Source organism: Tenacibaculum sp. TB-53 (assembly GCF_059716285.2).
In genome coordinates this window covers 3,128,514-3,152,388 of record NZ_CM202790.1, presented here as the reverse complement: position 1 = coordinate 3,152,388, position 23,875 = coordinate 3,128,514, and the positions used below count along the sequence as shown (strand labels likewise).

General features: G+C 30.1%; 25 protein-coding genes and 2 tRNA genes. 16 read left to right on the top strand and 11 right to left on the bottom strand.

Translation table 11 applies throughout. From position 1 onward, the window contains the following. Nucleotides 1-86: 86 nt before the first annotated feature. Nucleotides 87-686, top strand: coding sequence for an RNA polymerase sigma factor (locus AC3VJB_RS14455; RefSeq protein WP_047790277.1), 600 nt, complete (start codon nucleotides 87-89; stop codon nucleotides 684-686). 210 nt (nucleotides 687-896) lie between these two features. Here the strand turns inward: AC3VJB_RS14455 and AC3VJB_RS14450 are convergent. Beyond that, nucleotides 897-978 (bottom strand) — tRNA-Leu (locus tag AC3VJB_RS14450). A gap of 387 nt (nucleotides 979-1,365) precedes the next feature. Here AC3VJB_RS14450 and AC3VJB_RS14445 point away from each other — a divergent pair. Further along, nucleotides 1,366-2,346, top strand: coding sequence for a tyrosine-type recombinase/integrase (locus tag AC3VJB_RS14445; RefSeq protein ID WP_253055376.1), 981 nt, complete (start codon nucleotides 1,366-1,368; stop codon nucleotides 2,344-2,346). A gap of 1,430 nt (nucleotides 2,347-3,776) precedes the next feature. Here AC3VJB_RS14445 and AC3VJB_RS14440 read toward each other — a convergent pair. Continuing rightward, nucleotides 3,777-4,388 carry a hypothetical protein gene (locus tag AC3VJB_RS14440; RefSeq protein WP_253055377.1) on the bottom strand — a complete coding sequence of 204 codons (612 nt, stop codon included), beginning with the start codon at nucleotides 4,386-4,388 and terminating at the stop codon, nucleotides 3,777-3,779. Nucleotides 4,389-4,484: 96 nt separating this feature from the next. Here AC3VJB_RS14440 and AC3VJB_RS14435 point away from each other — a divergent pair, with 96 nt between their 5' ends. The 4 genes from AC3VJB_RS14435 (at nucleotide 4,485) to AC3VJB_RS14420 (ending at nucleotide 7,798) form a co-directional block, all read left to right on the top strand. Beyond that, nucleotides 4,485-4,703: a helix-turn-helix domain-containing protein gene (locus tag AC3VJB_RS14435; protein WP_253055378.1), complete on the top strand. Its 219-nt coding sequence runs from the start codon at nucleotides 4,485-4,487 to the stop codon at nucleotides 4,701-4,703. A gap of 314 nt (nucleotides 4,704-5,017) precedes the next feature. After that, the gene (locus tag AC3VJB_RS14430; protein WP_253055379.1) at nucleotides 5,018-6,325 is read left to right on the top strand and encodes a hypothetical protein; all 1,308 of its coding nucleotides are present in this window, start codon (nucleotides 5,018-5,020) and stop codon (nucleotides 6,323-6,325) included. Between the two features lie 59 nt (nucleotides 6,326-6,384). Further along, entirely contained in the window at nucleotides 6,385-7,305 is a 921-nt protein-coding gene (locus tag AC3VJB_RS14425) for a hypothetical protein (RefSeq protein ID WP_253055380.1), read from the top strand. Further along, entirely contained in the window at nucleotides 7,286-7,798 is a 513-nt protein-coding gene (locus AC3VJB_RS14420) for a hypothetical protein (protein WP_253055381.1), read from the top strand. Before AC3VJB_RS14425 ends, AC3VJB_RS14420 begins: the two co-directional genes overlap by 20 nt. Before the next feature lie 291 nt (nucleotides 7,799-8,089). Here AC3VJB_RS14420 and AC3VJB_RS14415 read toward each other — a convergent pair. Next, nucleotides 8,090-8,171, bottom strand: a tRNA-Leu gene (locus AC3VJB_RS14415). Between the two features lie 101 nt (nucleotides 8,172-8,272). On the opposite strand from AC3VJB_RS14415, the gene AC3VJB_RS14410 reads away from it, so the two are divergent. The 4 genes from AC3VJB_RS14410 (at nucleotide 8,273) to AC3VJB_RS14395 (ending at nucleotide 12,860) form a co-directional block, all read left to right on the top strand. Then, nucleotides 8,273-9,661 (top strand): dipeptidase, encoded by a 1,389-nt coding sequence (locus AC3VJB_RS14410; RefSeq protein ID WP_497667282.1) that lies wholly within the window; start codon nucleotides 8,273-8,275, stop codon nucleotides 9,659-9,661. 138 nt (nucleotides 9,662-9,799) lie between these two features. Then, nucleotides 9,800-10,168 (top strand): BlaI/MecI/CopY family transcriptional regulator, encoded by a 369-nt coding sequence (locus tag AC3VJB_RS14405; RefSeq protein WP_047790279.1) that lies wholly within the window; start codon nucleotides 9,800-9,802, stop codon nucleotides 10,166-10,168. Continuing rightward, nucleotides 10,168-11,661: a M56 family metallopeptidase gene (locus AC3VJB_RS14400; protein ID WP_497667281.1), complete on the top strand. Its 1,494-nt coding sequence runs from the start codon at nucleotides 10,168-10,170 to the stop codon at nucleotides 11,659-11,661. Before AC3VJB_RS14405 ends, AC3VJB_RS14400 begins: the two co-directional genes overlap by 1 nt. A 98-nt stretch (nucleotides 11,662-11,759) precedes the next feature. Continuing rightward, the gene (locus AC3VJB_RS14395) at nucleotides 11,760-12,860 is read left to right on the top strand and encodes a DUF4407 domain-containing protein (protein WP_497667280.1); all 1,101 of its coding nucleotides are present in this window, start codon (nucleotides 11,760-11,762) and stop codon (nucleotides 12,858-12,860) included. Here AC3VJB_RS14395 and AC3VJB_RS14390 read toward each other — a convergent pair. Continuing rightward, nucleotides 12,855-13,313 (bottom strand): Lrp/AsnC family transcriptional regulator, encoded by a 459-nt coding sequence (locus tag AC3VJB_RS14390; RefSeq protein ID WP_047790281.1) that lies wholly within the window; start codon nucleotides 13,311-13,313, stop codon nucleotides 12,855-12,857. The genes AC3VJB_RS14395 and AC3VJB_RS14390 overlap by 6 nt on opposite strands. Nucleotides 13,314-13,476: 163 nt before the next feature. Here AC3VJB_RS14390 and AC3VJB_RS14385 point away from each other — a divergent pair, with 163 nt between their 5' ends. The 3 genes from AC3VJB_RS14385 to AC3VJB_RS14375 all read left to right on the top strand — a co-directional run bounded on the left by AC3VJB_RS14385 (nucleotide 13,477) and on the right by AC3VJB_RS14375 (nucleotide 16,856). Further along, the gene (locus tag AC3VJB_RS14385; RefSeq protein WP_239178588.1) at nucleotides 13,477-14,676 is read left to right on the top strand and encodes an aminotransferase class I/II-fold pyridoxal phosphate-dependent enzyme; all 1,200 of its coding nucleotides are present in this window, start codon (nucleotides 13,477-13,479) and stop codon (nucleotides 14,674-14,676) included. 195 nt (nucleotides 14,677-14,871) lie between these two features. Beyond that, complete coding sequence (nhaC, locus tag AC3VJB_RS14380; RefSeq protein ID WP_497667279.1) at nucleotides 14,872-16,356, top strand: Na+/H+ antiporter NhaC; 1,485 nt, start codon at nucleotides 14,872-14,874, stop codon at nucleotides 16,354-16,356. Between the two features lie 41 nt (nucleotides 16,357-16,397). Next, entirely contained in the window at nucleotides 16,398-16,856 is a 459-nt protein-coding gene (locus AC3VJB_RS14375; RefSeq protein ID WP_497667278.1) for a GNAT family N-acetyltransferase, read from the top strand. Here the strand turns inward: AC3VJB_RS14375 and AC3VJB_RS14370 are convergent. Together AC3VJB_RS14370 and AC3VJB_RS14365 are read right to left on the bottom strand one after the other, a co-directional pair. Continuing rightward, nucleotides 16,818-17,069, bottom strand: a complete 252-nt coding sequence (locus tag AC3VJB_RS14370) for a hypothetical protein (protein ID WP_497667277.1) — start codon at nucleotides 17,067-17,069, stop codon at nucleotides 16,818-16,820. The genes AC3VJB_RS14375 and AC3VJB_RS14370 overlap by 39 nt on opposite strands. Nucleotide 17,070: 1 nt before the next feature. Next, complete coding sequence (locus AC3VJB_RS14365; protein WP_497667276.1) at nucleotides 17,071-19,020, bottom strand: putative porin; 1,950 nt, start codon at nucleotides 19,018-19,020, stop codon at nucleotides 17,071-17,073. A 70-nt stretch (nucleotides 19,021-19,090) separates the two neighbouring features. Here AC3VJB_RS14365 and rnhB point away from each other — a divergent pair, with 70 nt between their 5' ends. Together rnhB and AC3VJB_RS14355 are read left to right on the top strand one after the other, a co-directional pair. Continuing rightward, on the top strand, nucleotides 19,091-19,690 hold the full coding sequence (rnhB, locus tag AC3VJB_RS14360; protein ID WP_159489037.1) for a ribonuclease HII: 600 nt from the start codon (nucleotides 19,091-19,093) through the stop codon (nucleotides 19,688-19,690). Nucleotides 19,691-19,723: 33 nt separating this feature from the next. Further along, the gene (locus AC3VJB_RS14355; RefSeq protein WP_047790288.1) at nucleotides 19,724-20,779 is read left to right on the top strand and encodes a nucleoid-associated protein; all 1,056 of its coding nucleotides are present in this window, start codon (nucleotides 19,724-19,726) and stop codon (nucleotides 20,777-20,779) included. Nucleotides 20,780-20,783: 4 nt separating this feature from the next. Here the strand turns inward: AC3VJB_RS14355 and AC3VJB_RS14350 are convergent, their stop codons facing one another. Then, the gene (locus AC3VJB_RS14350; protein WP_159489035.1) at nucleotides 20,784-21,137 is read right to left on the bottom strand and encodes a hypothetical protein; all 354 of its coding nucleotides are present in this window, start codon (nucleotides 21,135-21,137) and stop codon (nucleotides 20,784-20,786) included. A gap of 20 nt (nucleotides 21,138-21,157) precedes the next feature. Beyond that, nucleotides 21,158-21,748: a PhnA domain-containing protein gene (locus AC3VJB_RS14345; RefSeq protein WP_047790290.1), complete on the bottom strand. Its 591-nt coding sequence runs from the start codon at nucleotides 21,746-21,748 to the stop codon at nucleotides 21,158-21,160. 52 nt (nucleotides 21,749-21,800) lie between these two features. On the opposite strand from AC3VJB_RS14345, the gene AC3VJB_RS14340 reads away from it, so the two are divergent. Beyond that, complete coding sequence (locus AC3VJB_RS14340) at nucleotides 21,801-22,304, top strand: GNAT family N-acetyltransferase (protein WP_073182593.1); 504 nt, start codon at nucleotides 21,801-21,803, stop codon at nucleotides 22,302-22,304. Here AC3VJB_RS14340 and rimM read toward each other — a convergent pair. The 3 genes from rimM to AC3VJB_RS14325 all read right to left on the bottom strand — a co-directional run bounded on the left by rimM (nucleotide 22,301) and on the right by AC3VJB_RS14325 (nucleotide 23,711). Continuing rightward, nucleotides 22,301-22,828 carry a ribosome maturation factor RimM gene (gene rimM / locus AC3VJB_RS14335; RefSeq protein WP_281980656.1) on the bottom strand — a complete coding sequence of 176 codons (528 nt, stop codon included), beginning with the start codon at nucleotides 22,826-22,828 and terminating at the stop codon, nucleotides 22,301-22,303. The genes AC3VJB_RS14340 and rimM overlap by 4 nt on opposite strands. A gap of 16 nt (nucleotides 22,829-22,844) precedes the next feature. Next, nucleotides 22,845-23,348: a 30S ribosomal protein S16 gene (locus AC3VJB_RS14330; protein ID WP_047790292.1), complete on the bottom strand. Its 504-nt coding sequence runs from the start codon at nucleotides 23,346-23,348 to the stop codon at nucleotides 22,845-22,847. A gap of 171 nt (nucleotides 23,349-23,519) precedes the next feature. Further along, nucleotides 23,520-23,711: a cold-shock protein gene (locus AC3VJB_RS14325; protein WP_028891302.1), complete on the bottom strand. Its 192-nt coding sequence runs from the start codon at nucleotides 23,709-23,711 to the stop codon at nucleotides 23,520-23,522. Nucleotides 23,712-23,875: the final 164 nt, after the last annotated feature.

Genomic DNA, 23,875 nt, shown 5'->3' with positions numbered 1-23,875 from the left:
ACTATTTTATAGTATTACGAACCTATTTTACCTTACCCTAACTTTTTCTTAATATTTTTTTTATTTTGCAGAAGAAATTTTATAAAATGCCATATTTTTCAACAGATAATGCATCACTAATTAAAGCCCTTAAAATAGGGAAAACAGAAGCCTACACTTTTTTAGTTGAACAATACAACCAAAAATTATGTGTTTATGCCTTTAGCTTATCACATGACCACAATCTTGCCGAAGATATTGTGCAAAATGTGTTTATTCGTGTTTGGCAACAAAGACACAAACTTAAAAGCGAGTTTGCTATACAAAGTTTTCTCTATAAATTAGTTTACAATGAATTTATTGATCAGTATCGCAAGTTGAAATCTACTATGGCAATTGAGAAAAAACATATTGATGCTTTGGATATTATTTTAGAAGAAGATGATAAAACTGGTATTGAAAAGTTAATAAAACTGGTTAAAAGAGAAATAGAAAATTTACCTCCAAAATGCAAACAGGTTTTTTTATTAAGTAAACAAGATGGTTTAACCAACATTGAAATTGCAGAATACTTAAATATATCTATTAAAACTGTTGAAGCACAAATAACAAAAGCCTTTTCAATTATCCGCAAAAAAGTAGGCGAAAAAACCAATGGTATTTTGTTTTTACTTTTTGGAAAAAATTATGTAAACACTTTTATATAACTATTCAATAACACAAAAGCTTTTATTTAAAAATGCCCTAGAATTATCTCCTCCTTAAACTAAACAACAAGTTAACATATGGATGATAACCTTTTTCTATAGACTTTTGTCATAAAAAAGGTAACACCTTTAACATAACTAAAAGTAATCTAATCAAGTGGTATAAACTGAGACCAATAAAAAAGTCGAAGACTTCTCTTCGACTTTTAGTACGGGCGGAGAGACTCGAACTCTCACACCTCACGGCACTAGATCCTAAGTCTAGCGTGTCTACCAATTCCACCACGCCCGCGTACTTATTGGGGTTAAGACTGTAACAGGCTTAATTTCACAACATTCTTAAATCACCACATTTTAACTGTTTTTATGCTTTAGTGTGCAAATAGTGTGCAAAAAATGGCATCAATTAAATTTATTTTTAGGTCTATAAAAGACTTTGGTTCATTAACTATGAGATTTACTCATAAGGATAAAAACAATAAACTCGATATTTTTATTAATACCGAATTTAAATCGAAAAGAAGTTACTGGTTTGATTCTAAAAACAAGCAATTAAAATATCCCTAAGGCGAACTGTAAGGAATCTTTAAAAGTAAAATCAACTATTATTAATCTTGAAGAATTCGTTTATAATAGGTTCAATATTGATTTTGAAGTTACTGACATTAATAAACTTTGGTTGCAAGACTGTATTAACAACTTTTTTAATAGAACTACTAACACAAAACATAAACTTCCTTTAACTTTAGTTAATTATGTAGATTACTACATAAATAAATCATCGACTATTAAAAATGCTAAAGGAACTTTTGGTTTATCTAAGTCAAGAATTGACGATTTTAAAATCTTAAAAAAGTTTTTAGTAGAATTTCAAGGAAAAGAAGCTATCAAAATTAAAGATGTAAATCTTGATTTTAGCAACCGTTTTGTTAATTGGATGATTGATATTAAGAAATATGCTTCTGGTTATGCAGGCAGAATGTTAAGTGTAATTAAAACACTTTGTAACGACGCTAAATTTAATGGTTTAGAAACACATTCACAGCTCTTTAAAGTCTCTGGATACAAGACAAAAAACGAATATATAATCGTTTTAAGACCAGAAGAATTGGAATCTATAAAAGATATAGAACTTCCTTTAAAAAGCCTTAAAAACGCCCGTAAATGGCTTCTTTTAGGCTGTTATACAGGTCAAAGAGCAGGAGATTTACTCAACATAACTTTAGATAATTTTCATACTAGAAATGACCTAGAAGTTATCGAATTAAAGCAACAAAAAACGGGGAATTTAGTTACTATTCCTGTACTTGAAGAAGTAAAAGAAATTATATCAAATGGATTTCCTCATAAGATTAGCCAACAGAAGTTTAATCAATACATGAAAGAAGTATGTAAACTTGCTGGAATTAATCAATTAACCGAAGGGTTTCTATTTAATAAAGATACTAAACGTAAAGAATTTGGTAAGTATGAGAAATGGAAATTAATTTCGACTCATACTTGTAGAAGAACTTTCTGTACGAACAACTTCGGAAAGCTACCAAACTATTTAATCATGAGCGTTACAGGTCATAGAAGTGAAAAAACATTTCTTGGTTACATAGATAAGACATCCTATGATTATGCTAAACAATTTAAAGAGTTATATTCTAAAAATTAGAAAACACCTTTATATTGTTTCAGTAGTTGTTTCGACTCTTCCTTTTAACTTTTGGATAGAGTTCCTGAATTTGAGCCTATTATAATGAAATCAGGTGAAGAAAATCGTAAAAGATATACTGATTTACTTCAGTTTATAAAGTCTGAAAAAGAGAAAAACGGAGGAAAGTAGGTAAAAATAACGTGCAAATCCTGGGGATTAGTTTTTATTCTATTAATAGTAGGGAAAATCCCCAGGATTTGCATGTTTTTTTAAACTTCTTGTTTATTAAAAATATGATTAAAATCATTAGGAATTGAAAGATTAATTATTAAAATAATAACTAATTTATTTTTAAGTAAATTTATTTATACAAACTAGGACTTTGTTTATTATTACGTTCATGTTATGTTTAAGGCTTACTTTTCCTCAAACGTGTTTCTGTATGAAATGACTGTATAAAAATTTTCTTGTTGATTCTTAATGGAATTATTTCTGAATACCCTACTATCTCAACCAATTAAAGAACGTAATTCCTTCCTATGAAAAGCATGAAAAATTAACAAAACTTTAACTGCAAATCCTGGGGATCGGTTTTTATTCTATTAATAGTAGGTAAAATCGCCAGGATTTGCACATTTATTTGAGTTAAAAATTACAAGCTTTTACAACTTTAATTCTAGTGTTTCTTACCTGCTTATTAATTATTTTAATTTATTTTCGGGAGTTGGGAAAATCAAGAAAAAAAAATTACTTTATAGAATTGAAAAATATGAAGAGTTAGGTTTAACTCCTTAGAAAGAAAAATGACCCAAATTTGGGTCATTTTCTTAAAATTTTAACTGCAAATCCTGGGGATTAGTTTTTATTCTATTAATAGTAGGTAAAATCCCCAGGATTTGCACATTTATTTGAGTTAAAAATTACAAGCTTTTACAGCTTTAATTCTAGTGTTTCTTACCTGCTTATTAATTATTTTAATTTATTTTCGGGAGTTGGGAAAATCAAGAAAAAAAAATTACTTTATAGAATTGAAAAATATGAGGAGTTAGGTTTAACTCCTTAGAAAGAAAAATGACCCAAATTTGGGTCATTTTCTTAAAATTTTAACTGCAAATCCTGGGGATTAGTTTTTATTCTATTAATAGTAGGGAAAATCCCCAGGATTTGCACATTTATTTGAGTTAAAAATTACAAGCTTTTACAGCTTTAATTCTAATAATTCTTACCTGCTTACTAATTATTTTAATTTATTTTCGGGAGTTAGGAAATCAAGAAAAAAAAATTACTCTATAGAATTGAAAAATATGAGGAGTTAGGTTTAACTCCTTAGAAAGAAAAATGACCCAAATTTGGGTCATTTTCTTAAAATTTTAACTGCAAATCCTGGGGATAGGTTTTTATTCTATTAATAGTAGGGAAAATCCCCAGGATTTGCACATTTATTTGAGTTAAAAATTACAAGCTTTTACAGCTTTAATTCTAGCGTTTATTACCTTATTATTTATCTCCTTCCCTAAACCACAATTAGCCCCTGTAAATTTTGAAACTTTACGCTTCCTAATATCCTTATTTTCAATCTTTGGGTAATATGTGTAACTATCATTACAATATGCAAAAATATCATCTGTATCGCTTCTTTTAGACTCCAACAGAAAACCTTTTAATTCTACTTTATCTTTTAACTCTCCATTTGCATATAACTTAAACACCGTGTTTATTTCATAAGAATTAACAACTATATCAAACTTATCATAACGATACTCATAATGTATCTTTTCAGATGTATATAAGGCGTTTTTAGACACTATATTAGACTTAATAGACAAGTTATATCTTATTCCATTTTCATCTGTTACAGAAGAGTTATTCATGTAATAGCGAAGCTTTTCTAACTTCTTTTCTTCTTGTTTTTTCTTTGCTAATTCTTCTTCCTTTTCAGCTTGAATAACCTTCTCTGTTGAGTTATCTTTCTCAGAGCTCTCCTTAGGGGTTTCTTCTTTTGTACTTGTTCCACACGACACTAGAAAAGCAATCATAATACTTGCTAAATATTTTTTCATAAGATTTTATTTTAATTCGCTCAAATATAGAAGAAATATTTCTTTTTGCGGTTGTTCGTCCGCATTATTTTTTTCAACTATACATTCATTTGTCTTATGGATGTAAATAAGAAAGTCTGCAATTACATAGCTAAAGAATGGATTAAACCAAGTAAGTCTAATAGAAACTTTGGTCTTGACCATAATATTGACGAGAAGACTGTACGAAAGATTCTTCAAGAGGAAGGATATAGAATTCCTTTAAAAACTTTATTCAAGATTTGTGAAGCAAGAAATCTTAAACTTGAAGATTTTTTTAAATTAGTTAAAATTTAGAGATCTTTTATTTAGCCTATTCAACTTACAAGTATATAAATAAACATTTACGATTAATCGTAGGTGTTTATTATTCTCCTTAAATCAAGTGAAATATTGAAGAAATTCACATAGAAATTTGGGGGATTTTGCAACTTAATTAATAGAATAAGAAACTCTCCCCCACATTTGTAACTGATTATAATGAGATTACGGAAAAACCTTACTTTAATTACGGTTTTCCGCATCTGTATTAAATTCCTATCCTTTAAATTTGTTTGATAATAATTTTAGCTTGTTAATTCATTTAAACAACTAAATTTAATTCAAATTAAATGAAAGATTATAGCATAGAAAATGCTACCACAAAAATTAATTCAAAAAAAACAAAAGAATACTTCAAGGAAGTTTCTAGTTCCTATTTTAATGGAAATTATAGAGCAGCTATAGTTACATTATATTCTGTCGTGATACATGACATATTAATTAAACTTGAAGTACTTGAAGAAGTTTACGCAGATTCTACAGCTAAAACTGTTCTTGATAACATCAAAACCATTCAACAGACTAATCCAAAAAATTCAGAATGGGAACAAAGAATAATAGAAGAAGTAAAAAACAGAACTAGTTTATTAGATAACGTAGATTATGCTCATATACAAGCTTTGAAAAACGACAGACATCTATGTGCTCACCCTGTTATAGATAAACAAGATAAACTTTATACTCCTAACAAAGAGCTTGTCGCATCCCATATAAGAAACATGCTTGAGTCTCTCTTCCTTAAGCCTCCTGTGTTATCAAAAAAAATACTCTCAACAATTTTAGAAGATATAGAACAAAAAAAAGATATTTTAATAGATGAAACAAGTATTGAACGATATATAGAATCAAAATACTTAAACAATCTTAACGAATCGGTTGAAGCAACAATATTTAGGGATTTATGGAAGTTTATTTATCGTCTGGATGATGACAGATCTGAATCAAATAGGCAAATTAATTACAAACTACTATATTTCTTATACAAAAGAAACACACCAATTTGTATAGAAAAAATTAAATCAGAGAAAGAATATTTTAATAATATTAAAAATGATGAAAAAAATGTAAAATATCTAATAATATTCCTTTCTGAAAACGAGTTCATGTTACCTGAGTTTAATGATCATGTTAAATTAATCATGTCTAATATGATAAAAAAAGATAATGGTGCAAAGATTGTAGCATGGTTTATGAGTGAAAATTACACACAACATCTAACAGAGTTAAGAGAAATAATACCTAAGGATATATTTAACAATTTTCCATTTAGTGCTCCTATTTCAGCTTATAATAGATTAATCAAAATTGGAATTTCAAAAGGGTATTCTAAAGAGATAGCCGATTTTATTGCTTGGAGATATAGCATAGCAAAAGACTACAATGATGGTGATAAAATATTCTCAAACATTTTAAAACTTAACTTAGATATATTTAATCTTGAACAATTCAAAACACTATGTGAGTTGTCAGGAAAAAATTCTCAAACATATTCTAGAAATCAAGCAAAGGATGATCATAGATATTTAAAAGAATTTATAGAAAAAAAACATCCAAAATTCGATTTCGAAAAATACAACAAAGTGTTTAATCAGAAGTAGTAAACAATAATTCCAAACAAAACCAGTCCTAGTAAAAATAAAATTTTAATCAAACAAAAATGGCTAGAGGAGAAATTATTAAAGTGAAAAGAAAAGTTAATTATTATGAATTAGAATTAACATTCTCGGAAGATTCAGATTTTGAAAGTTTCTTTGAAACCTTAACTAGATTAGCAAAAACTAGAGCAAAAATAAGATACCAACGATTTGGTAATAAGTATGTTTTTATACAAGGAATTGAAAATAAAAACAACCTTATAAAAGCTAAAATGAGGTGTGTTAGAAAAGATTTACTTCCTGAATTAATGAATACTGAAACTGACGAAACCAAAGGAATTGACGCAAAAGAAGAGGAAGGACTAGTTGAAACTACTCATTTCATTTTAGACTACAGAAAGAACGGAAAAGTTTTTCTAGCTCTAGAATACAACCATTATGGTTCTAAAATTACCGACTTAGTAAATTATATCGAACGTGTAGGTATAGATCAAAACGTTTTAGAAAGAGTTGGTTTTAAACCAATTGTTAAAGACGAATTAGAAACATTTAAAGATAGAGTAAATCGTTTTTCAGAATTTATTGTTAAGGTACACAAAGATAATATTGCAAAAATAAAAGAAGTTGATCAAAAAATTTGGAGTGCAGTAAACTACTCAATAGAACACTTTTCAAGTGAATACGCTACTTTAACCCTTAAATTTGATTATAAACAAGCTCCTGAAGAATCAGCTATTAAACAATCAGTATTTAATATAATTAGAAATTTTTCTAAATCTCCAAAAAATAAAAATTTATTTAACAAACTGTCTTTAAAAGCAGAAGATGGAGAAAAAGATAATTTATTAGAGAATTTTGATTTACTTTTAGAGAAAGTAAACAGTGAAATTAGAGTTGAAAGGAAAAAAAAATATAGAACTATAATATCTAATGACATGTTTCAACAAATGTTAAAAGAATTAAATGACAAAAAACTCCAATAGATATCGTGAACTTGTAGATTATTATTTACAATATGCTTTGCTTATTGATACCATTGTTATTGGATGCTTATGGTTACTAAATAGTAAATTAAGCTTGTTTGATTTCATTCTTAAATCCAAAACAGAACACATCACTATAATTGAGAATATTATTGGTGCTTCAATTTCATTAGCAGGTTTCATACTTGCTTCATTAACTATTATAGCATCAATTCGCTCAAACGTATTAAATAAAAAACCTAAAAATTCTGAAACCCCTTTAGAACTTCTATTCTCTGTCGGTATTTATAAAGCCATAGTTAAAGTATTTAAAATAGCGATTATAGAGTTAGTTTTATGTTTTATAATATCTTACATCATTACATTGTCATCTGCTAACCTGAATAATTATTTTGTATTTAAATCTTTGATTGTGTTAATTTATTTACTTTCAGTTAGTACTATAAGAAGCTTATTTGTCCTCTTTTTATTAATAGATTCTGAAAAAAAATAGTTAATTATTTTTTCTGCAAAGTTTGTAGAATACATATAATTATTAATATACAAATGTGGGGGAGAGTTTCTTATTCTATTAATTAAGTTACAAAATCCCCCACATTTGTAGTTTTATTTAAGGTCTATTTTACTCGATTTAAACCTTATTATAAAACAATATTCATTGTAAACAATTAATTACAAACCTACAGTAAAGTAATAATTCAGAAAAAATGTGCAGATAGTGTGCAAACCTTAAGAAACAAAAAATGCAATTAACTAAAAATAAGCTAATTGCATCTTGATTAAGTACGGGCGGAGAGACTCGAACTCTCACACCTCACGGCACTAGATCCTAAGTCTAGCGTGTCTACCAATTCCACCACGCCCGCGTACTTTTGAAATTGTGGATGCAAATATAAACAATACTTGCAAACTACAAAGAAGAAGTATACTATTTTTCTTATTTTTGATGTTAATTAATATACAACACATGCAAAACGTAAAAGATTATATAGCTCAACATAAAGATCGTTTTATTAATGAGCTTATCGATTTATTAAAAATTCCATCAGTAAGTGCTGATCCAGCCTTTAATCAAGATGTATTAAATACTGCTGATACGGTTAAAGAAAGTTTAGAAAAAGCGGGATGTGATAAAGTAGAAATTTGCGAAACTCCTGGGTATCCTATTGTTTATGGAGAAAAAATAATAGATCCTAATCTACCAACAGTCTTGGTTTATGGTCATTACGATGTGCAGCCTGCTGATCCAATCGATTTATGGACTTCTCCTCCTTTCGAGCCTGTGATTAAAAAAACAGATATACATCCTGAAGGAGCCATTTTTGCTCGAGGTGCTTGTGATGACAAAGGACAAATGTACATGCATGTTAAAGCATTAGAATACATGACCCATACAGGAAACTTACCTTGTAACGTTAAGTTTATGATTGAAGGTGAAGAAGAAGTAGGTTCAGAAAGCTTAGCGTGGTTCGTTCCTAGAAACAAAGAAAAATTAGCCAACGACGTAATTTTAATTTCTGACACAGGAATGATTGCTAATGACATTCCTTCAATTACCACTGGTTTACGTGGTTTAAGTTATGTAGAAGTTGAGGTTACAGGTCCTAATCGTGATTTACATTCTGGATTATATGGTGGTGCGGTTGCAAATCCAATCAATATTTTAACCAAAATGATTGCTTCATTACACGATGAAAACAATCATATTACCATTCCTGGTTTTTACGATAAAGTAGAAGAATTATCTCGTGAAGAACGTGATGAAATGGCAAAAGCACCTTTCTCTTTAGAAGAATACAAAGCTGCTTTAGATATTGATGATGTGCATGGCGAAGCTGGTTATACTACCAACGAACGTAACTCTATCCGCCCTACCCTTGATGTAAACGGAATTTGGGGAGGATACACTGGTGAAGGTGCAAAAACTGTGATTGCTTCAAAAGCTTATACAAAAATTTCGATGCGTTTAGTACCAGGACAAGAATGGGAAGAAATTACAGAATTATTCAAAAAACACTTTGAAAGTATCGCTCCTAAATCAGTAAAAGTAGAAGTAAAACCTCATCATGGAGGACAAGGATATGTAACTCCAATTGATAATATTGGTTACCAGGCAGCAAGTAAAGCATACCAAGAAACCTTTGGAGTAACTCCTATTCCACAACGTAGTGGAGGAAGTATTCCTATCGTTGCTTTATTTGAACAAGAATTAAAAAGTAAAACTATTTTAATGGGATTCGGATTAAATTCTGATGCCATTCACTCACCAAACGAGCATTTTGGAGTGTGGAATTACTTAAAAGGAATTGAAACCATTCCGTATTTTTATCAATATTTTACAGAATTATCAAAATAATTCACCCTTAATAACATCAAAAAAATAGCCTTGAGGAAGTTTCAAGGCTATTTTTTTTTTTGCAATATTTCAAACTCTACACTTGTAGAATTAAAATTTATTTCTACATTTGTAGAATACAATTCAAATTTTATCGAAATGCAATTATCGAAAACTGAAGAACAAGTGATGCAATATTTATGGAAACTAAAAAAAGCTTTTATGAAAGATATTTTAGCAGAATTTCCTGAACCAAAACCTGCCACAACTACAGTTGCTACACTATTAAAAAGAATGAAAGATAAAGGATTTGTAGATTACACATTGGATGGAAAATCAAGAGAATATTTTCCTTTAGTAAAAAAGTCAGACTACTTTTCAAAGCATGTAAACGGATTGATTAAAAACTTTTTTAACAATTCCGCTAGTCAATTCGCTTCTTTCTTTACCGAAAAAACAGACTTATCGGTTTCTGAATTGGAAGATTTGAAAAAAATTATCGATCAGCAAATTAAAAAGCAACAATAATGATAACGTATTTTATCAAATCAGGAATTTGTTTAGCATTGCTGCTTCTCTTTTATCATTTGATATTAGAACGAGAAAAAATGCACCAATTCAATCGGTTTTATTTATTAGGTAGTGTATTATTTTCGTTTATAGCTCCTTTTTATAAGATCTATATAGAAACTATTCCGAATACTTTAAAGGCTGTCCCTTCCTTGATTACAGATTCAAATTTGGATGTAAATCCTGTTAAAGAAATTAGCTATACCCAATATTTATTTCTTGGATATACAATTGTAGCTATCATTTTATTAATCCGCTTTACAAAAAACCTATTTAATATCTTCTTAAAGATAAAACAGTATAAAAAAATAAAAAAAGACAAAGCTACCCTTGTGTTAGTAGATGATGCTATTAGCCCACATACCTTTTGGAACTACATTTTTATCAATAAAGAAGAATATAACACAAACAAAATAGAAACTGAACTCTATACCCACGAATTAACACATGCTTTGCAAAAGCATACGTTTGATATCTTATTGATTGAACTTTTACAAATTATTTTTTGGATCAATCCAACATTTATATTTCTTAAAAAAGCAATAAAACTAAATCATGAGTTTTTAGCAGACAACAAAGTGATTACTACACATAAAAACACTACTAAGTATCAGTATTTACTATTAAATAGAGCTACTTGGAACAACGAATATTACCTGGCCAGTAATTTGAATTATTTATTAACTAAAAAAAGATTATTAATGATGACAAAACAAAGTTCTCGTACCAAAATTTTGCTAAAAAAACTGGCAGTAATACCAGTAATAGCAGGATTCGCTTTTCTCTTTGCTGAAAGAGTTGAAGCAGAAACAACAAAAAAACATGTACTCTCTACTGAAACTTCAAAAGATTCAATTCCTTCATCAGTAACAGTTTATAAAAAAAGTATTAATCATGAAGACGCGGAAATAACTTATCATGATGAAAAAGGAAATAAAATAACTAAAAAAATCTCAGAATTAACAGAGAATGAAAAGGAACAACTCCCTCCACCTCCAAGCCCTACAAGTAGAATTGTTATAAAAGGTGAAGCTTTAAACATACCTCCACCTCCACCCCATAGCTATGAAGTTATTAGAGAAGAAGAAACCTCAAACATTCCACCTCCTTCAATAAATGCTATCGAATACATATATCAAAACAAAAATGCTGATTTCTATTTCGATAACAAAAAGCTGAATTATAATGAAGTTATTAAGTTAATTAAAAATAAAAAAGGACTAAGAACCTTAATACAAGCTAAAAACAACAAAAAAATCATCAAGTTTTATAGCAAAAAAGTTACTAAAAACACAAATAACATTAACACCTCTGATATAAAATATTACTTAGATGGTAAACTTATTTCTAAAGAAAAATTACACAAAATTGCACCTAAAGACATAAGAAAAGTTGATGTTAAAAAAAATAAAGATGGTACAGGGTTAGTATATGTAACCAGCAACAAATAACTGATATTCAAAACACATACTTGTTAAAAGCCTCTTAAATGAGGCTTTTTTTGTAACAAAATCCTAAATCTGTCGTTATTAAGCTATAAGCTTATTTTATGTTAAAACGATTTTTCCTTCTTTGTTCTGGAGCTGATTTAGATTTGCTTGAAAATTGTGCTAATGGTGAACAAAACAAATATGCTGGTATTGGTGCTACCGTTTTCTTCACTGCTTTAATGGCTACCATTGCTTCTGCTTATGCTTTATTTACAGTTTTTGATAATATTTACACCGCTATTTTCTTTGGTATTGTTTGGGGGGTACTCATTTTTAATTTAGATAGATTTATTGTTTCTACTATTAAAAAAAGAGAGTCTAAACGAAAAGAACTTATACAAATACTTCCTAGATTGTTACTTGCTATGATAATTGCTGTGGTGATTTCTAAACCATTAGAATTAAAAATTTTCGAAAAGGAAATCAATCAAGTATTACTGACTGAAAAAAATCAGATGACTTTGGATAACAAAACTCAAATTGCACAACAATTCACTCCTGAAATAACAAAAATTAATTCTGAAATCACTTCTTTAAAAGATGAGGTCACAACAAAAGAAAGCGAGGTAAATAAATTATATGAAACCTATATAGCTGAAGCCGAAGGAAGAAAAGGCACCAAATTAATTGGCAGAGGACCTGTTTACAAAGAAAAAAGAGATAAACACGATACTGCCCTTGCAGAACTTAATCAATTAAAAGCTGAAAATACCGAAAAAATAAAACAGAAAGAAGCTGCTATTGCTAATTTGATCGAAAGTCAAAAATTAAAAGAAACACAAACACAACCTATTATTTCTAATTTTGATGGATTAATGGCTCGTGTTAATGCTTTAAACAAACTACCTTGGCTACCTTCTTTCTTTATCTTCCTACTATTTTTAGCAATAGAAACTGCTCCTATTTTTGCCAAACTTATTAGCTCAAAAAGTGAATACGATTATAAATTGGAAAACCATGAATCTCAAGTTAAAACTTGGATTCAACAACAAGTTCATCAACGAGAAGCTATTTTACACACTGATATAGACCTCAACAACAAAATATACTCTGATTTAAAAACAGAAGAAGAACTCTACAATTATAAACAAAAGATGGCTCGTAACCTTATGAAGCTACAGGCTGATTCTTTTTATAAAAATCAACAAAATATTTTATAAAGCTATTGCTATTGAGTTTTTAACCTCACCTATTGTAAAAATACTGTGAGTACTTCCAACATGTTTTAATGCTGTAATTTTATTAATCATAAACTCTCTATAAGCATCCATATCTTTTACATAAATTTTTAACACATAATCATAATCTCCACTTACATGAAAACACTCTGTTACTTCTTCTAATTTTTTAATTTCACGCTCAAAAAGAGCTATATAATCTTTGTTATGTTTCTCTAACTTTATATGACAAAAAACTAAAAATGATTTTTCTATTTTGTTTTTATTTAGCAACGCAACATACTGTTTAATGACCTTCTCTTTTTCCAACTTCTTTATTCTCTCATAAACAGCTGTTACAGAAAGACCTAATTGCAATGATAACTGTTTTGTTGTTTGTTTACTATCTGTTTGAAGTAACCCTAATAACTTCTTATCTATATTATCTAACTTCATCTGAAAAAAAATCTATTTTATTACAACTTATCTGAACACAAACTAATAAAAAACTAAATACAAACATAAAATTAGTGTGATTTTCTACAAAAACCGCTTTGTATTGATTTTTAAACAACTAAAACAGAACTTAGTAGTTTACTAATAATTAACTTTAATCGATATGAAATTTAAACCTGCAAACAACATACAAGATCTACAGTACTTTGGAGAATTTGGAGGAGTTAACCCTTCTATTTCAGATTCTTCTACCTATACTTTTTTATCAGCAAAGACTATGTTTGATACTTTTGAAGGGAATACAGATGGTTGTTATTTATACTCTCGCCACTCATCTCCTTCAAACTTATACCTATCTGAAGCTTTAGCTGCTATGGAAGGTACTGAAACTGCTAATGTTTCAGCTACTGGTATGGGAGCCATTACTCCTACTATTTTACAAATATGTGGGGCTGGAGATCATATCGTTTCAAGTAGAACTATTTACGGAGGAACTTATGCCTTTCTTAAAAACTTTACTCCAAGAATAGGAATTGAAACTTCATTTGTAAACATTACAAAGTTAGACAGAGTAGAAGCTGCCATTAACAAAAATACTAAAATGATTTACTGCGAAACTGTAAGCAATCCGTTATTAGAGGTCGCAGATATTAAAGCTCTTTCAGTATTAGCTAAAAAGCATGATTTACAGTTGGTAGTTGACAATACATTTTCTCCTCTATCAATTTCTCCAGCTCAATTGGGTGCCAATATTGTTATTCACAGTTTAACAAAATTCATCAATGGTTCTTCTGACACTATGGGAGGAGTTATTTGTGGAACTGCAGATTTTATCAATTCTCAAAAAAGTGTAATTGATGGGGCAAGTATGTTATTAGGAGCTTCTATGGACTCTTTACGCGCTTCTTCAATCCTGAAAAACATGAGAACTTTACATATACGAGTAAAGCAACACAGTAAAAATGCGAGTTATTTAGCTGAAAAGTTTGAAGCTGACGGATTAAAAACTGTATACCCAGGATTACCATCACACCCTTCTCATAAGGTGTTTAAATCAATGATGAATGAAGAATATGGTTTTGGAGGAATGCTAACTATTGATGCTGGATCTCTAGACAAAGCCAATGCTTTAATGGAATTAATGCAAGATGAAAATCTAGGGTACTTAGCTGTAAGTTTAGGTTTTTATAAAACTTTATTTTCAGCTCCAGGGACTTCAACGTCATCAGAAATTCCTTTAGAAGAACAAAAAGAAATGGGACTTACCGATGGATTAATTCGTTTTTCTATTGGATTAGATAATGACATAGAGCGCACCTATCAAATGATGAAAACTTGCATGAAAAAAGTAGGTGTTTTGTAAAACACTTATAATATCTTCTCGATTCTATCATTTTAAACAAAATGAAAGACACTAAATCATTTCACATTTTTTAAAATGACATTTTTGTTTATGTAGTATTTCTATTCCATTTTTTTTAAAAAATATTGTAAACTAATTCGATTTGTGTAATTCTCTACAAAATCGTAACATTACAAGCCGAAAAAAATACCATACATGCAAGACGACAAAAACCTATCTAAAATTGAAATAGAAAATCAAAAAATAATTCAAAATAAAGAGTTGAGTATTTGGGAAGCTTTGATTCCTGTTTTCGCTTTAATAGGTATGCTTGCATATAATGTATATGTATTTGGAGACGATGCTTTAAGTGGAAGTAATCAATTTATTTTATTATTAGGTGGAGCTGTTGCGGCTATTGTAGGTTTTAAAAATAAAGTTTCCTACGAAAGAATGATTGAAGAAGTTGCTGAAAACATAAAATCAACAGCAGGTGCTATTTTAATTTTGTTAATGGTAGGTGCGCTTGCAGGAACATGGCTTGTAAGCGGTATTATACCTTCAATGATTTATTACGGGCTTCAAATTTTAAACCCGACTATCTTTTTAGTAGCTTGTTTAATAATATGTGCAGTTATATCTGTTGCCACTGGAAGTTCTTGGACAACTTCTGCAACAGTAGGTATAGCTTTAATTGGTATTGGTGAAGCTTTAGGTATTTCTTTAGGTATGACTGCTGGTGCAGTTTTATCTGGTGCTTATTTTGGCGACAAGATGTCTCCAATGTCAGACACTACAAACTTGGCTCCAGCCATGGCTGGAACAGATTTGTTTACACATATAAGATATATGACTTATACTACTGTACCTACATTTATAGTAACTATTATCTTTTTTGTTATTTTAGGATTTACCCAAACTACAACTGGTGACGCGAATACTCAACAAATGCTTAGCGACATTAACAAAGCTTTTAATATAACCCCATGGTTATTTCTTGTACCTGTATTAGTTTTAGTTCTAATTATTAAGAAGACACCTCCTTTAATCGCTCTTTTAGCTGGAACCATATTTGGTGGTGCTTTTGCTTTGATTTTTCAACCTCATGTTGTTTCTCAAATTTCTGGAGTTGAAAAGCTAGATTTTGAATCTGCCTACAGAGGAATAATGCAAGCTATAACCATAGAAACCTCTGTAACTACTGATAATGAAGTGTTAAAAGATTTATTTACTGCCGGTGGTATGAAAAAAATGCTTGGAACCGTATGGTTAATTTTATTAGCAATGGTTTTTGGTGGGGTCATGGATGCTATTGGAGCCTTAGCTAAAATTAGCAGTTTTATGTTAAGCTTATTTGATTCAGTATTCGGATTATTTGCCAGTACTGTTGGTACATGTATAGGTTTAAATTTCACCGCTTCTGATCAATATTTAGCAATTGTTGTACCTGGAAAAATGTACGCACAAGCTTATAAAGATAAAGGGTTGGCTCCTGAAAACTTAAGTAGAACTTTAGAAGATTCTGGTACTGTTACCTCTGTTTTAATTCCTTGGAATACTTGCGGAGCTTATCATTCTGGTGTTTTAGGTGTTCCTGTTATAGATTATGCTTTTTATGCCATGTTTAATTGGCTAAGTCCCTTTACAACATTACTATTTGCTGCATTCAGAATTAAAATAAAACAACTAGCTTCTAAATAATAACGTTTATAAACCTCACCTTTCGTGAGGTTCTTTTTTTTATGATTGTAAAAGCTCAAATACAAGACGCTAACTTATTAACTGAAATTGCCATAAGTTCAAAAGCATATTGGGGATATTCCAAAGAACAAATGGAAGAGTGGAAAAACGACTTAACAGTCTCCCCTAAAATGTTTACCAACTGTAATATTTATAAATTTCAAGTTAATGATACTACAGCTGGTTTTTACGTTTTATATCGAGCTAATATCAGAACAAGTTTTTTAGATTTTTTATTTGTCTCCCCTAAATTTATAAACCAAGGAATTGGTTCTAAACTACTAGAACATGTAAAAAAATCTTGTATAGGCGGTTCTTGTGCTGTATTAAATGTTTTATCAGACCCAAACTCGGATGCTTTTTATTTAAAAAATGGTTTTGAAATAATTGGGAAACGAGAGAGCAGTATTAAAGGACGTTTTTTATCTGAAATGGAACTCTATTTTCCTGAAAACATGTAATAAAGTTGATACTATTAAAAGTACCCAAGGAGTTCCATGCAAAAAAACATCAAACCAATCCATAAACTGCATAGCGTGCTCTCCTGAAAAGGCATTCCCTCCTGCTATCCATTGTAACTTTCCAACAATATGTGGTGGTCTAAAAGGTGCTAAACCTAAGGTTAAACTTGCTATTAAAAACAACTTCCAATTTTTTCGCAGCTTTTCTTTCATTTTATATAAACCAGTTCCACACTACTCCAAAACGAATTACGAAATCTCTATACGGGTAATTCGGAGCCGAAAAATAATTCTTTTTTAACACAAAAGAACTTATGTTATCTGCTTTAAAATAAATTCTAGTTCTACGAACCCTAGCATTGAAAAACAAATCTACTGTAGGATATCCTATTTCTGTGTCATTTTGTAAAGTAAACTCAGCTAATAAAGGGTTATACGCATTTGCTTTATATTTTGAAAAGTACTTAAATGTAGCTCCTATTTGTACCAGCAAAGGTTTTCCTTTGAACCATTCATCTGTATAGTAAAGTGTATTACGAGTAACAAATTCTGGAACCCTAAAAACACTATTTCCACTTGCTACTTTTTGATACATTAAAGTGTTATCTAAAGCAAACTTTCCAAAGGTAAATTCTTTAGATGCCTTTGCCTTTAAATAGTTTACATCTCCTGAAAACTGTTTCGGTTGACCATTTTCATCAAAATACGTGTAATTACTAATATTAGTGATATCCAACGAAGCATTTCCCCATTTAGACTCAATAACCCCTCCCAATGTACGTGTCCCTATTTGAGAAAAATTATTTTCCCAATTAAAATCATCGTAACTACTTTGATGTAATAAAAAATTAAAATTAGGTAATTTGTTACTTATTCCTAACCTCCCTTTCACAGTAAGTACACTATCTTTTTTATAGAAAGCTTCTCCTGAAAGATAATTCCCTGACAATCGACCACTTCCTGGTGTAAGACTTCCAGAAGCATTTACATGGAAATTTCCAATTCTTCCATTCCAATCAGCTCCAAACGAAATTGCATCTCCCTTCAGCTTATTCTTTGTAATTCCAACTGTATTATTCTGTAAGTTTTCATATCCATATGTATAGTTTGATAATTCTGTTTTTACACGAAATTTTCCTAGTACATATTTTGAATTAAAATCTAAAAAAAACTGATTATTATATAGTAAATAAATAGTTTTATTATTAATGTTACTCGAAATATTTGCATCACCAAACATATCTGATGCTGTACCTTGAGTAAATCGATAAAACTTAGAATCTCTAGTAAATGAATGCCCAAGTTTTAAATTAGAAAAGTCTTTTTGACTCACGCTATCTTTTGAAGAAAGTAATTTAAAAGTATGTTCAAAGTATAATCTCTTAGCATCTAAAGTACTTTCAGCATTACCCAAATTCACATCCATTCTACCTCTGTTTCCGCTAAAATTAGGATCATCTGCTAAAAATGCATCTAAAGAAGCTTCGGTTAGTCCTCCACTTTCTTGATTAAAAAAATCTTGATTTACAGCATGCCCTCTAATCCCGTATTGTCCTTTAGGAGTCTCGTAACTAAAACTAACCCTAAAATTACCCGTACTAGCTAAAGAACGCCTGTAAGCCCCTAAAGAACGAAGTCCTTTATAAGCTATCGAAACGTTAAATCGTTTAGAAAAATTTGTTGTAAAAAGCGCATCCAATACCTGACCTTGCTCTAACCCTGTACGATACATTATTTCTGTTGTAGGGGTGGGCACATGGTAATAATTCACATCTTCAATTTCAAAATAATTGAACATTTTTGCTCTAAAACCTATATTAGGAAACTTAGAAATATTAATAAAATCGTACCCTAAATTGTTAAAAGTTTGTCCTTGATTATGAAAAGCCAATAATTCAAAATTATCCTTTCTTAAGAAATTGAACTTATACTCTTTTTGAATTGTTAATGTAGTATCTACAATGGTAGTATCATTTTTATGTGATATAATTTTATAATCAGTGTACTTAGTTTTTCCACTAAGTTTTACATTAATCTCATTATCGGGCAATGAATCTGTATCTCTTCCTGGAATTTTTCCAAAACCTCCGTCAACTGTTCTTATTTGGGCAAAAATTATCTGAACACTTATCAAACAAAAAAATACTAAGAAATTTTTCTTCATAACAACAAAAGTAAAATAATTTAACGACAAAAATCGCGATTAATTTCTTTGAAAACTGTTAATTTGTAGCATGTTGCAATTAAACTATAGCGGGTATAAATTAGAAGCGGGTACTGATGAGGCTGGTAGAGGCTGTTTATCAGGACCTGTAGTTGCAGCAGCTGTAATTTTACCAGGTGATTTTCAGCATGAATTGCTAAACGACTCCAAGCAACTTTCTGAAAAAAAACGACAAAAACTTCGACCTTATATTGAAGAACATGCACTAGCTTTTGGAGTTTCTTTTATACATCAAGAAGAGGTTGATGAGCTAAACGTTTTACAAGCATCTATTACTGGAATGCATCGTTCAATAGAACAATTAAATGTACAACCTGAGTTTATTATTGTTGACGGAAACAAGTTCAAACCCTATCAAGAAACTCCACATAAAACCATTGTAAAAGGCGACGCTAAATTTATGAGTATCGCAGCTGCTTCTGTACTTGCCAAAACCTATCGTGATGAGTATATGGAGAAAATTCATCAAGAATTTCCGCAGTATAACTGGCAGAAAAACAAAGGATATCCTACAAAAGAACATCGCGAAGCTATTCGTCAATTTGGAGCAACTCCCTATCACCGAAAATCATTTAAATTGTTGCCAGAACAATTAAAATTGAAACTTTAATTTTTCTATTTTTGTCTTCCAATTTTTTAGAAGATGATTAAAAGAACTCGTACCGAAATTAACAAATGTATTATTCACAAAGTAGCTAACAAATACAATAGCGGGCAGAATGCCTTTTCTGAAAGTCTAGTGCGTTTTGATGAAGAAAGTTACGAATTGTTACTCCCTTTTTTACTGAAGCCTTTCGGTTCAGTTACTCAGAGTTACCGCTTTAGTCATCATGCTGATGTTCGTCTAAACGAAATCAATAAATATACTTCTGATATTTTTGAAGATGATAGCAACGAAGTTTTTATTGAACATTCTAAAAATATTGTTAATCACCTATACGAACAATCAAACTCTGCCAATATTAAAACGGGGGATGTAATTGTAGCTTATTTTGAAGGTATTGAATACAAAGATGTTTTAACTGAAGCCGTTGGTGTTTTTAAAATTGAAAGTAAAGTAGACTTCTTTCAGACTTACTTGGATGATGATAGTTTTGATGTAGTAGTTCAAAAAGGAATTTCAACAAAAAGATTGGATAAGGGATGTTTAATTTTAAACTCTACTGATGCAGAAGGAACTGTAGTTTTATCGGTAGATAACAACCAATACGATGCGCAATACTGGATTAAAAACTTCTTAAGTGTAAAATATGCTGATGATCGCAACTTACACACTCAGAATTACTTAGAAATGTGCAAGGAGTTTTCTGAAGAGGTTATAAAACCTGAATTTGGAAAACAAGAACAAAGTAATTTCTTAGCTAATACTGTTGATTATTTTAAAGAACATGAAAGTGTAGATTATCATGGCTTCAAAGATGAAATTTTTGAAGAAGACAAGCATAAAGACCTTTTTGAGGATTACAAGCAGCACTTTGAAAAATTAAACGATGTACTAATTCGTAATAATTTTGAAGTATCTGATGTTGTTTTAAAGAAAGAAAAAAGTAAGTTTAAAACTGAAATTAAATTAGACACCAATATTCAAATTAAAATTGATGTTGATGCTCCTGATGCTTCTGCTGAATATTTAGAACAAGGATACGATGAAGACAAGAAAATGAAGTATTATAAAGTATATTATAATACTGAGAAATAAAAAGTTAGTTTAACTCCGAAATTTCTTTTTCCAATCTTTTTTCTAACTCTTTCAATTCTTTTAGTTTTTTCTTATCCTGATGTCTGCTAGAAAAATGATAAAGAATGCAGAAAATCATATAAATAGTTGCGCAAAGCATTACTAACTTTAAATAACTATATTCTGTTTTTTGCAGCATTGATTTTTTATTAGAAAAAGAATGCCCCACACCATAAGTTGGAGCCCAAAAGCTAAAAACAATACCAGCAGCAATTACTTTCCATCTGTGTCTTAACAAAAAATCTTGCTGCCTGATAACGTTCTCTATTTTATATCTTGTTGCTTGTAAATGTTTTTCTTTGTAATATTTAGCAGACATTTTATTCTAAATATAAAAAACTATTCCTTTTCAGCCATTTTTTTTACATAATCGGTAATAATCACAATAGTTTGTGCTCCCACTTTACCTTCAATATATTTAGCATTTTCAGGATCTAACGAAATTCTACGTACAGCAGTTCCTTGCTTTGCTACCATGCTAGAACCTTTTACTTTTAAATCTTTAATCAACACAACATTATCTCCTGCTTGTAAAATAGCTCCATTCACATCTCTGTGAATTATTTTTTCACTTTCATCTAAATGCTCACCTGTAGCTTCTGCAAAACGTAACTCTTCATCTTCTAAATACATCATATCTAACAAATCTTGTGACCATCCATCTTTTTTGACACGGTGTAACATTCTCCAAGCCACAACTTTCACTGCTCTAAACTCACTCCACATACTATCATTTAAACAACGCCAGTGATTAGCGTCTGTAGCTTCTGAGTTTTCAATTTGCTCAATACAAGTACTACAAGCCAACAAACTCCCATCAACTCCTCCTGTTGAAATTGGTGGTACTTCATAAATTGACAAATCGCTTTTTGATCCGCATAATTCACATTGATTTCCGCTTCTATCTTGTAATTCTTGTAATAAACTCATTTTATTCTTTTTTTGCTTCGCAAAAGTACATTTTTAATTATATATTTAGGCTATGTTATTAGAAAGCGAACGACTAATTATTAAGGAAGCTCTAGTGAGCGATGCACCTTTTTATTTTCAACTATTTAATGATCCTGATTGGATTCAATTTATAGGAGATAAAAATTTAAAATCTATTGAAGAAACCCGTATCTACCTAAAGGATACTTTGTTTAAAAACTCTAAATTAAATGGACTTGGTTTTTTCACGGTTATTTCAAAAGAAACCAACAAACCCATTGGAGCCTCTACAGCATTGCAAAGAGACAAGTTAGATTTTATTGATATTGGGTACGCATTTCTACCAGAAGGAAGAGGTAAAGGATATGCAACAGAGGCTACAAAACTAATTATTGAATACGTCCGTACTAAATTCAAACAAGACAAAGTATTAGCTTTGACGATGCCAAAAAATGAAAAATCTCAAAAACTATTAAAAAACCTAGGTTTTGAGTTTATTGGGATGCAACAAGTTTTTGAAGACGGGGAAGATTGTGTATTTGAGTATGTTTTTTAACTCAAATACAAATCAATTAACCCTTCTGGTGTTTTAACTTCAATAGTTTTAGTATCTCTATCTACCTTTTTAATAAAGTCATCAATCATAGGAATGAAAATCTCTTTTCCGTCTCTATCAATTTCAAATAAAGGTTGAGCTGAAGAGTCATTAATACTTACTATATTTCCTACCTCTCCAAAAGAAGTATCAACAACCTTAAAACCTATCACTTCATGATAATAAAATTTATCTCCAGAAAGTTTAGGAAGCATATCTAATGGCAGGTAAACTTCAGAACGTAAAATAGCTTCGGCATCTGCCTCCGTATCAACATCCTCAAACTTCACTCTAAACATAGTTCCTTTACTCAGGGAAGATTTTTCAATAAAAAAAGGAATCAGATTATTGCCTAAATCGACAAAAACTGATTCCAAATTTTCGTAAAGATCGGGTTCATCAGTATCTAACTTAATAACTACCTCACCCTTAAAACTATGTTTTTTAACGATTTTGCCAAGATAAAAGCAATCTTCTTTTTGCATCATCGTAGTACAGTTTTTATTCTTCGCTATCAGCACCTGATTCAGCAGCAGCATCCTCACTATCCTCTACAGCAGGAGTTGCAGCAGCTATACGTGCTTCATTTACAGCTTTCTCAGCTTCTAAAGCTTTTGCTTTAGCGTCAGCTTCAGCTTTTGCTAAACCTTCTGTTTTACCAGCAACTTTAGCCGCTTTTTCTTCTAACCAAGCAGTAAATTTAGCTTCTGCTTGCTCTTCAGTTAAAGCACCTTTCTTAACTCCACCAGCTAAGTGATTCTTTAATAAAGCTCCTTTATAAGATAAAATAGCTCTAGCAGTATCAGTTGGTTGAGCACCATTTTGTAACCACTTTACAGCTCCGTCAACATCTAAATCGATAGTTGCAGGATTAGTATTTGGATTGTAAGTTCCGATTTTTTCTAAGAAACGACCGTCTCTTTTAGCTCTTGAATCAGCAGCTACTACCCAATAAAATGGTTTTCCTTTTTTACCGTGTCTTTGTAATCTAATTTTTACAGGCATAATTTTAATTTTTAAGGTTCGCGACCTTGGTTATTAATAAATCTTATTATCTCGTAATAAGTGGGCGCAAAATTATAAAATATTTTTCAAATAACACCTAAAAAGATTTTTTATTAAAATAAAAAAGAGCCTGTTAAACAGGCTCTTAAGAAAAATAAATTGTGAGGTATATTATAATACTCTAACGCTAACTGCGTTTAATCCTTTTTTTCCTTCTTTAAGTTCAAACTCAACAGTATCACCTTCTCTAATCTCATCGATTAAACCTGATACGTGTACAAAATGTTCTGTGTTTGATCCTGACTCTGTAATAAATCCAAAACCTTTAGATTCATTGAAGAACTTTACTGTTCCTTCTTTCATTGTAAAAAATATTATATTAAAGTACAAATGTAATCTTATTAATTGATTATCAATCACTTTTTTTCATTTTTATTTTAAAATTAACCTACACTTAACATCTATTTACTGATTACAATCAGCTATTCAAGCCTTTACATTAAGTAAAAACACTCGTTAATAACTTC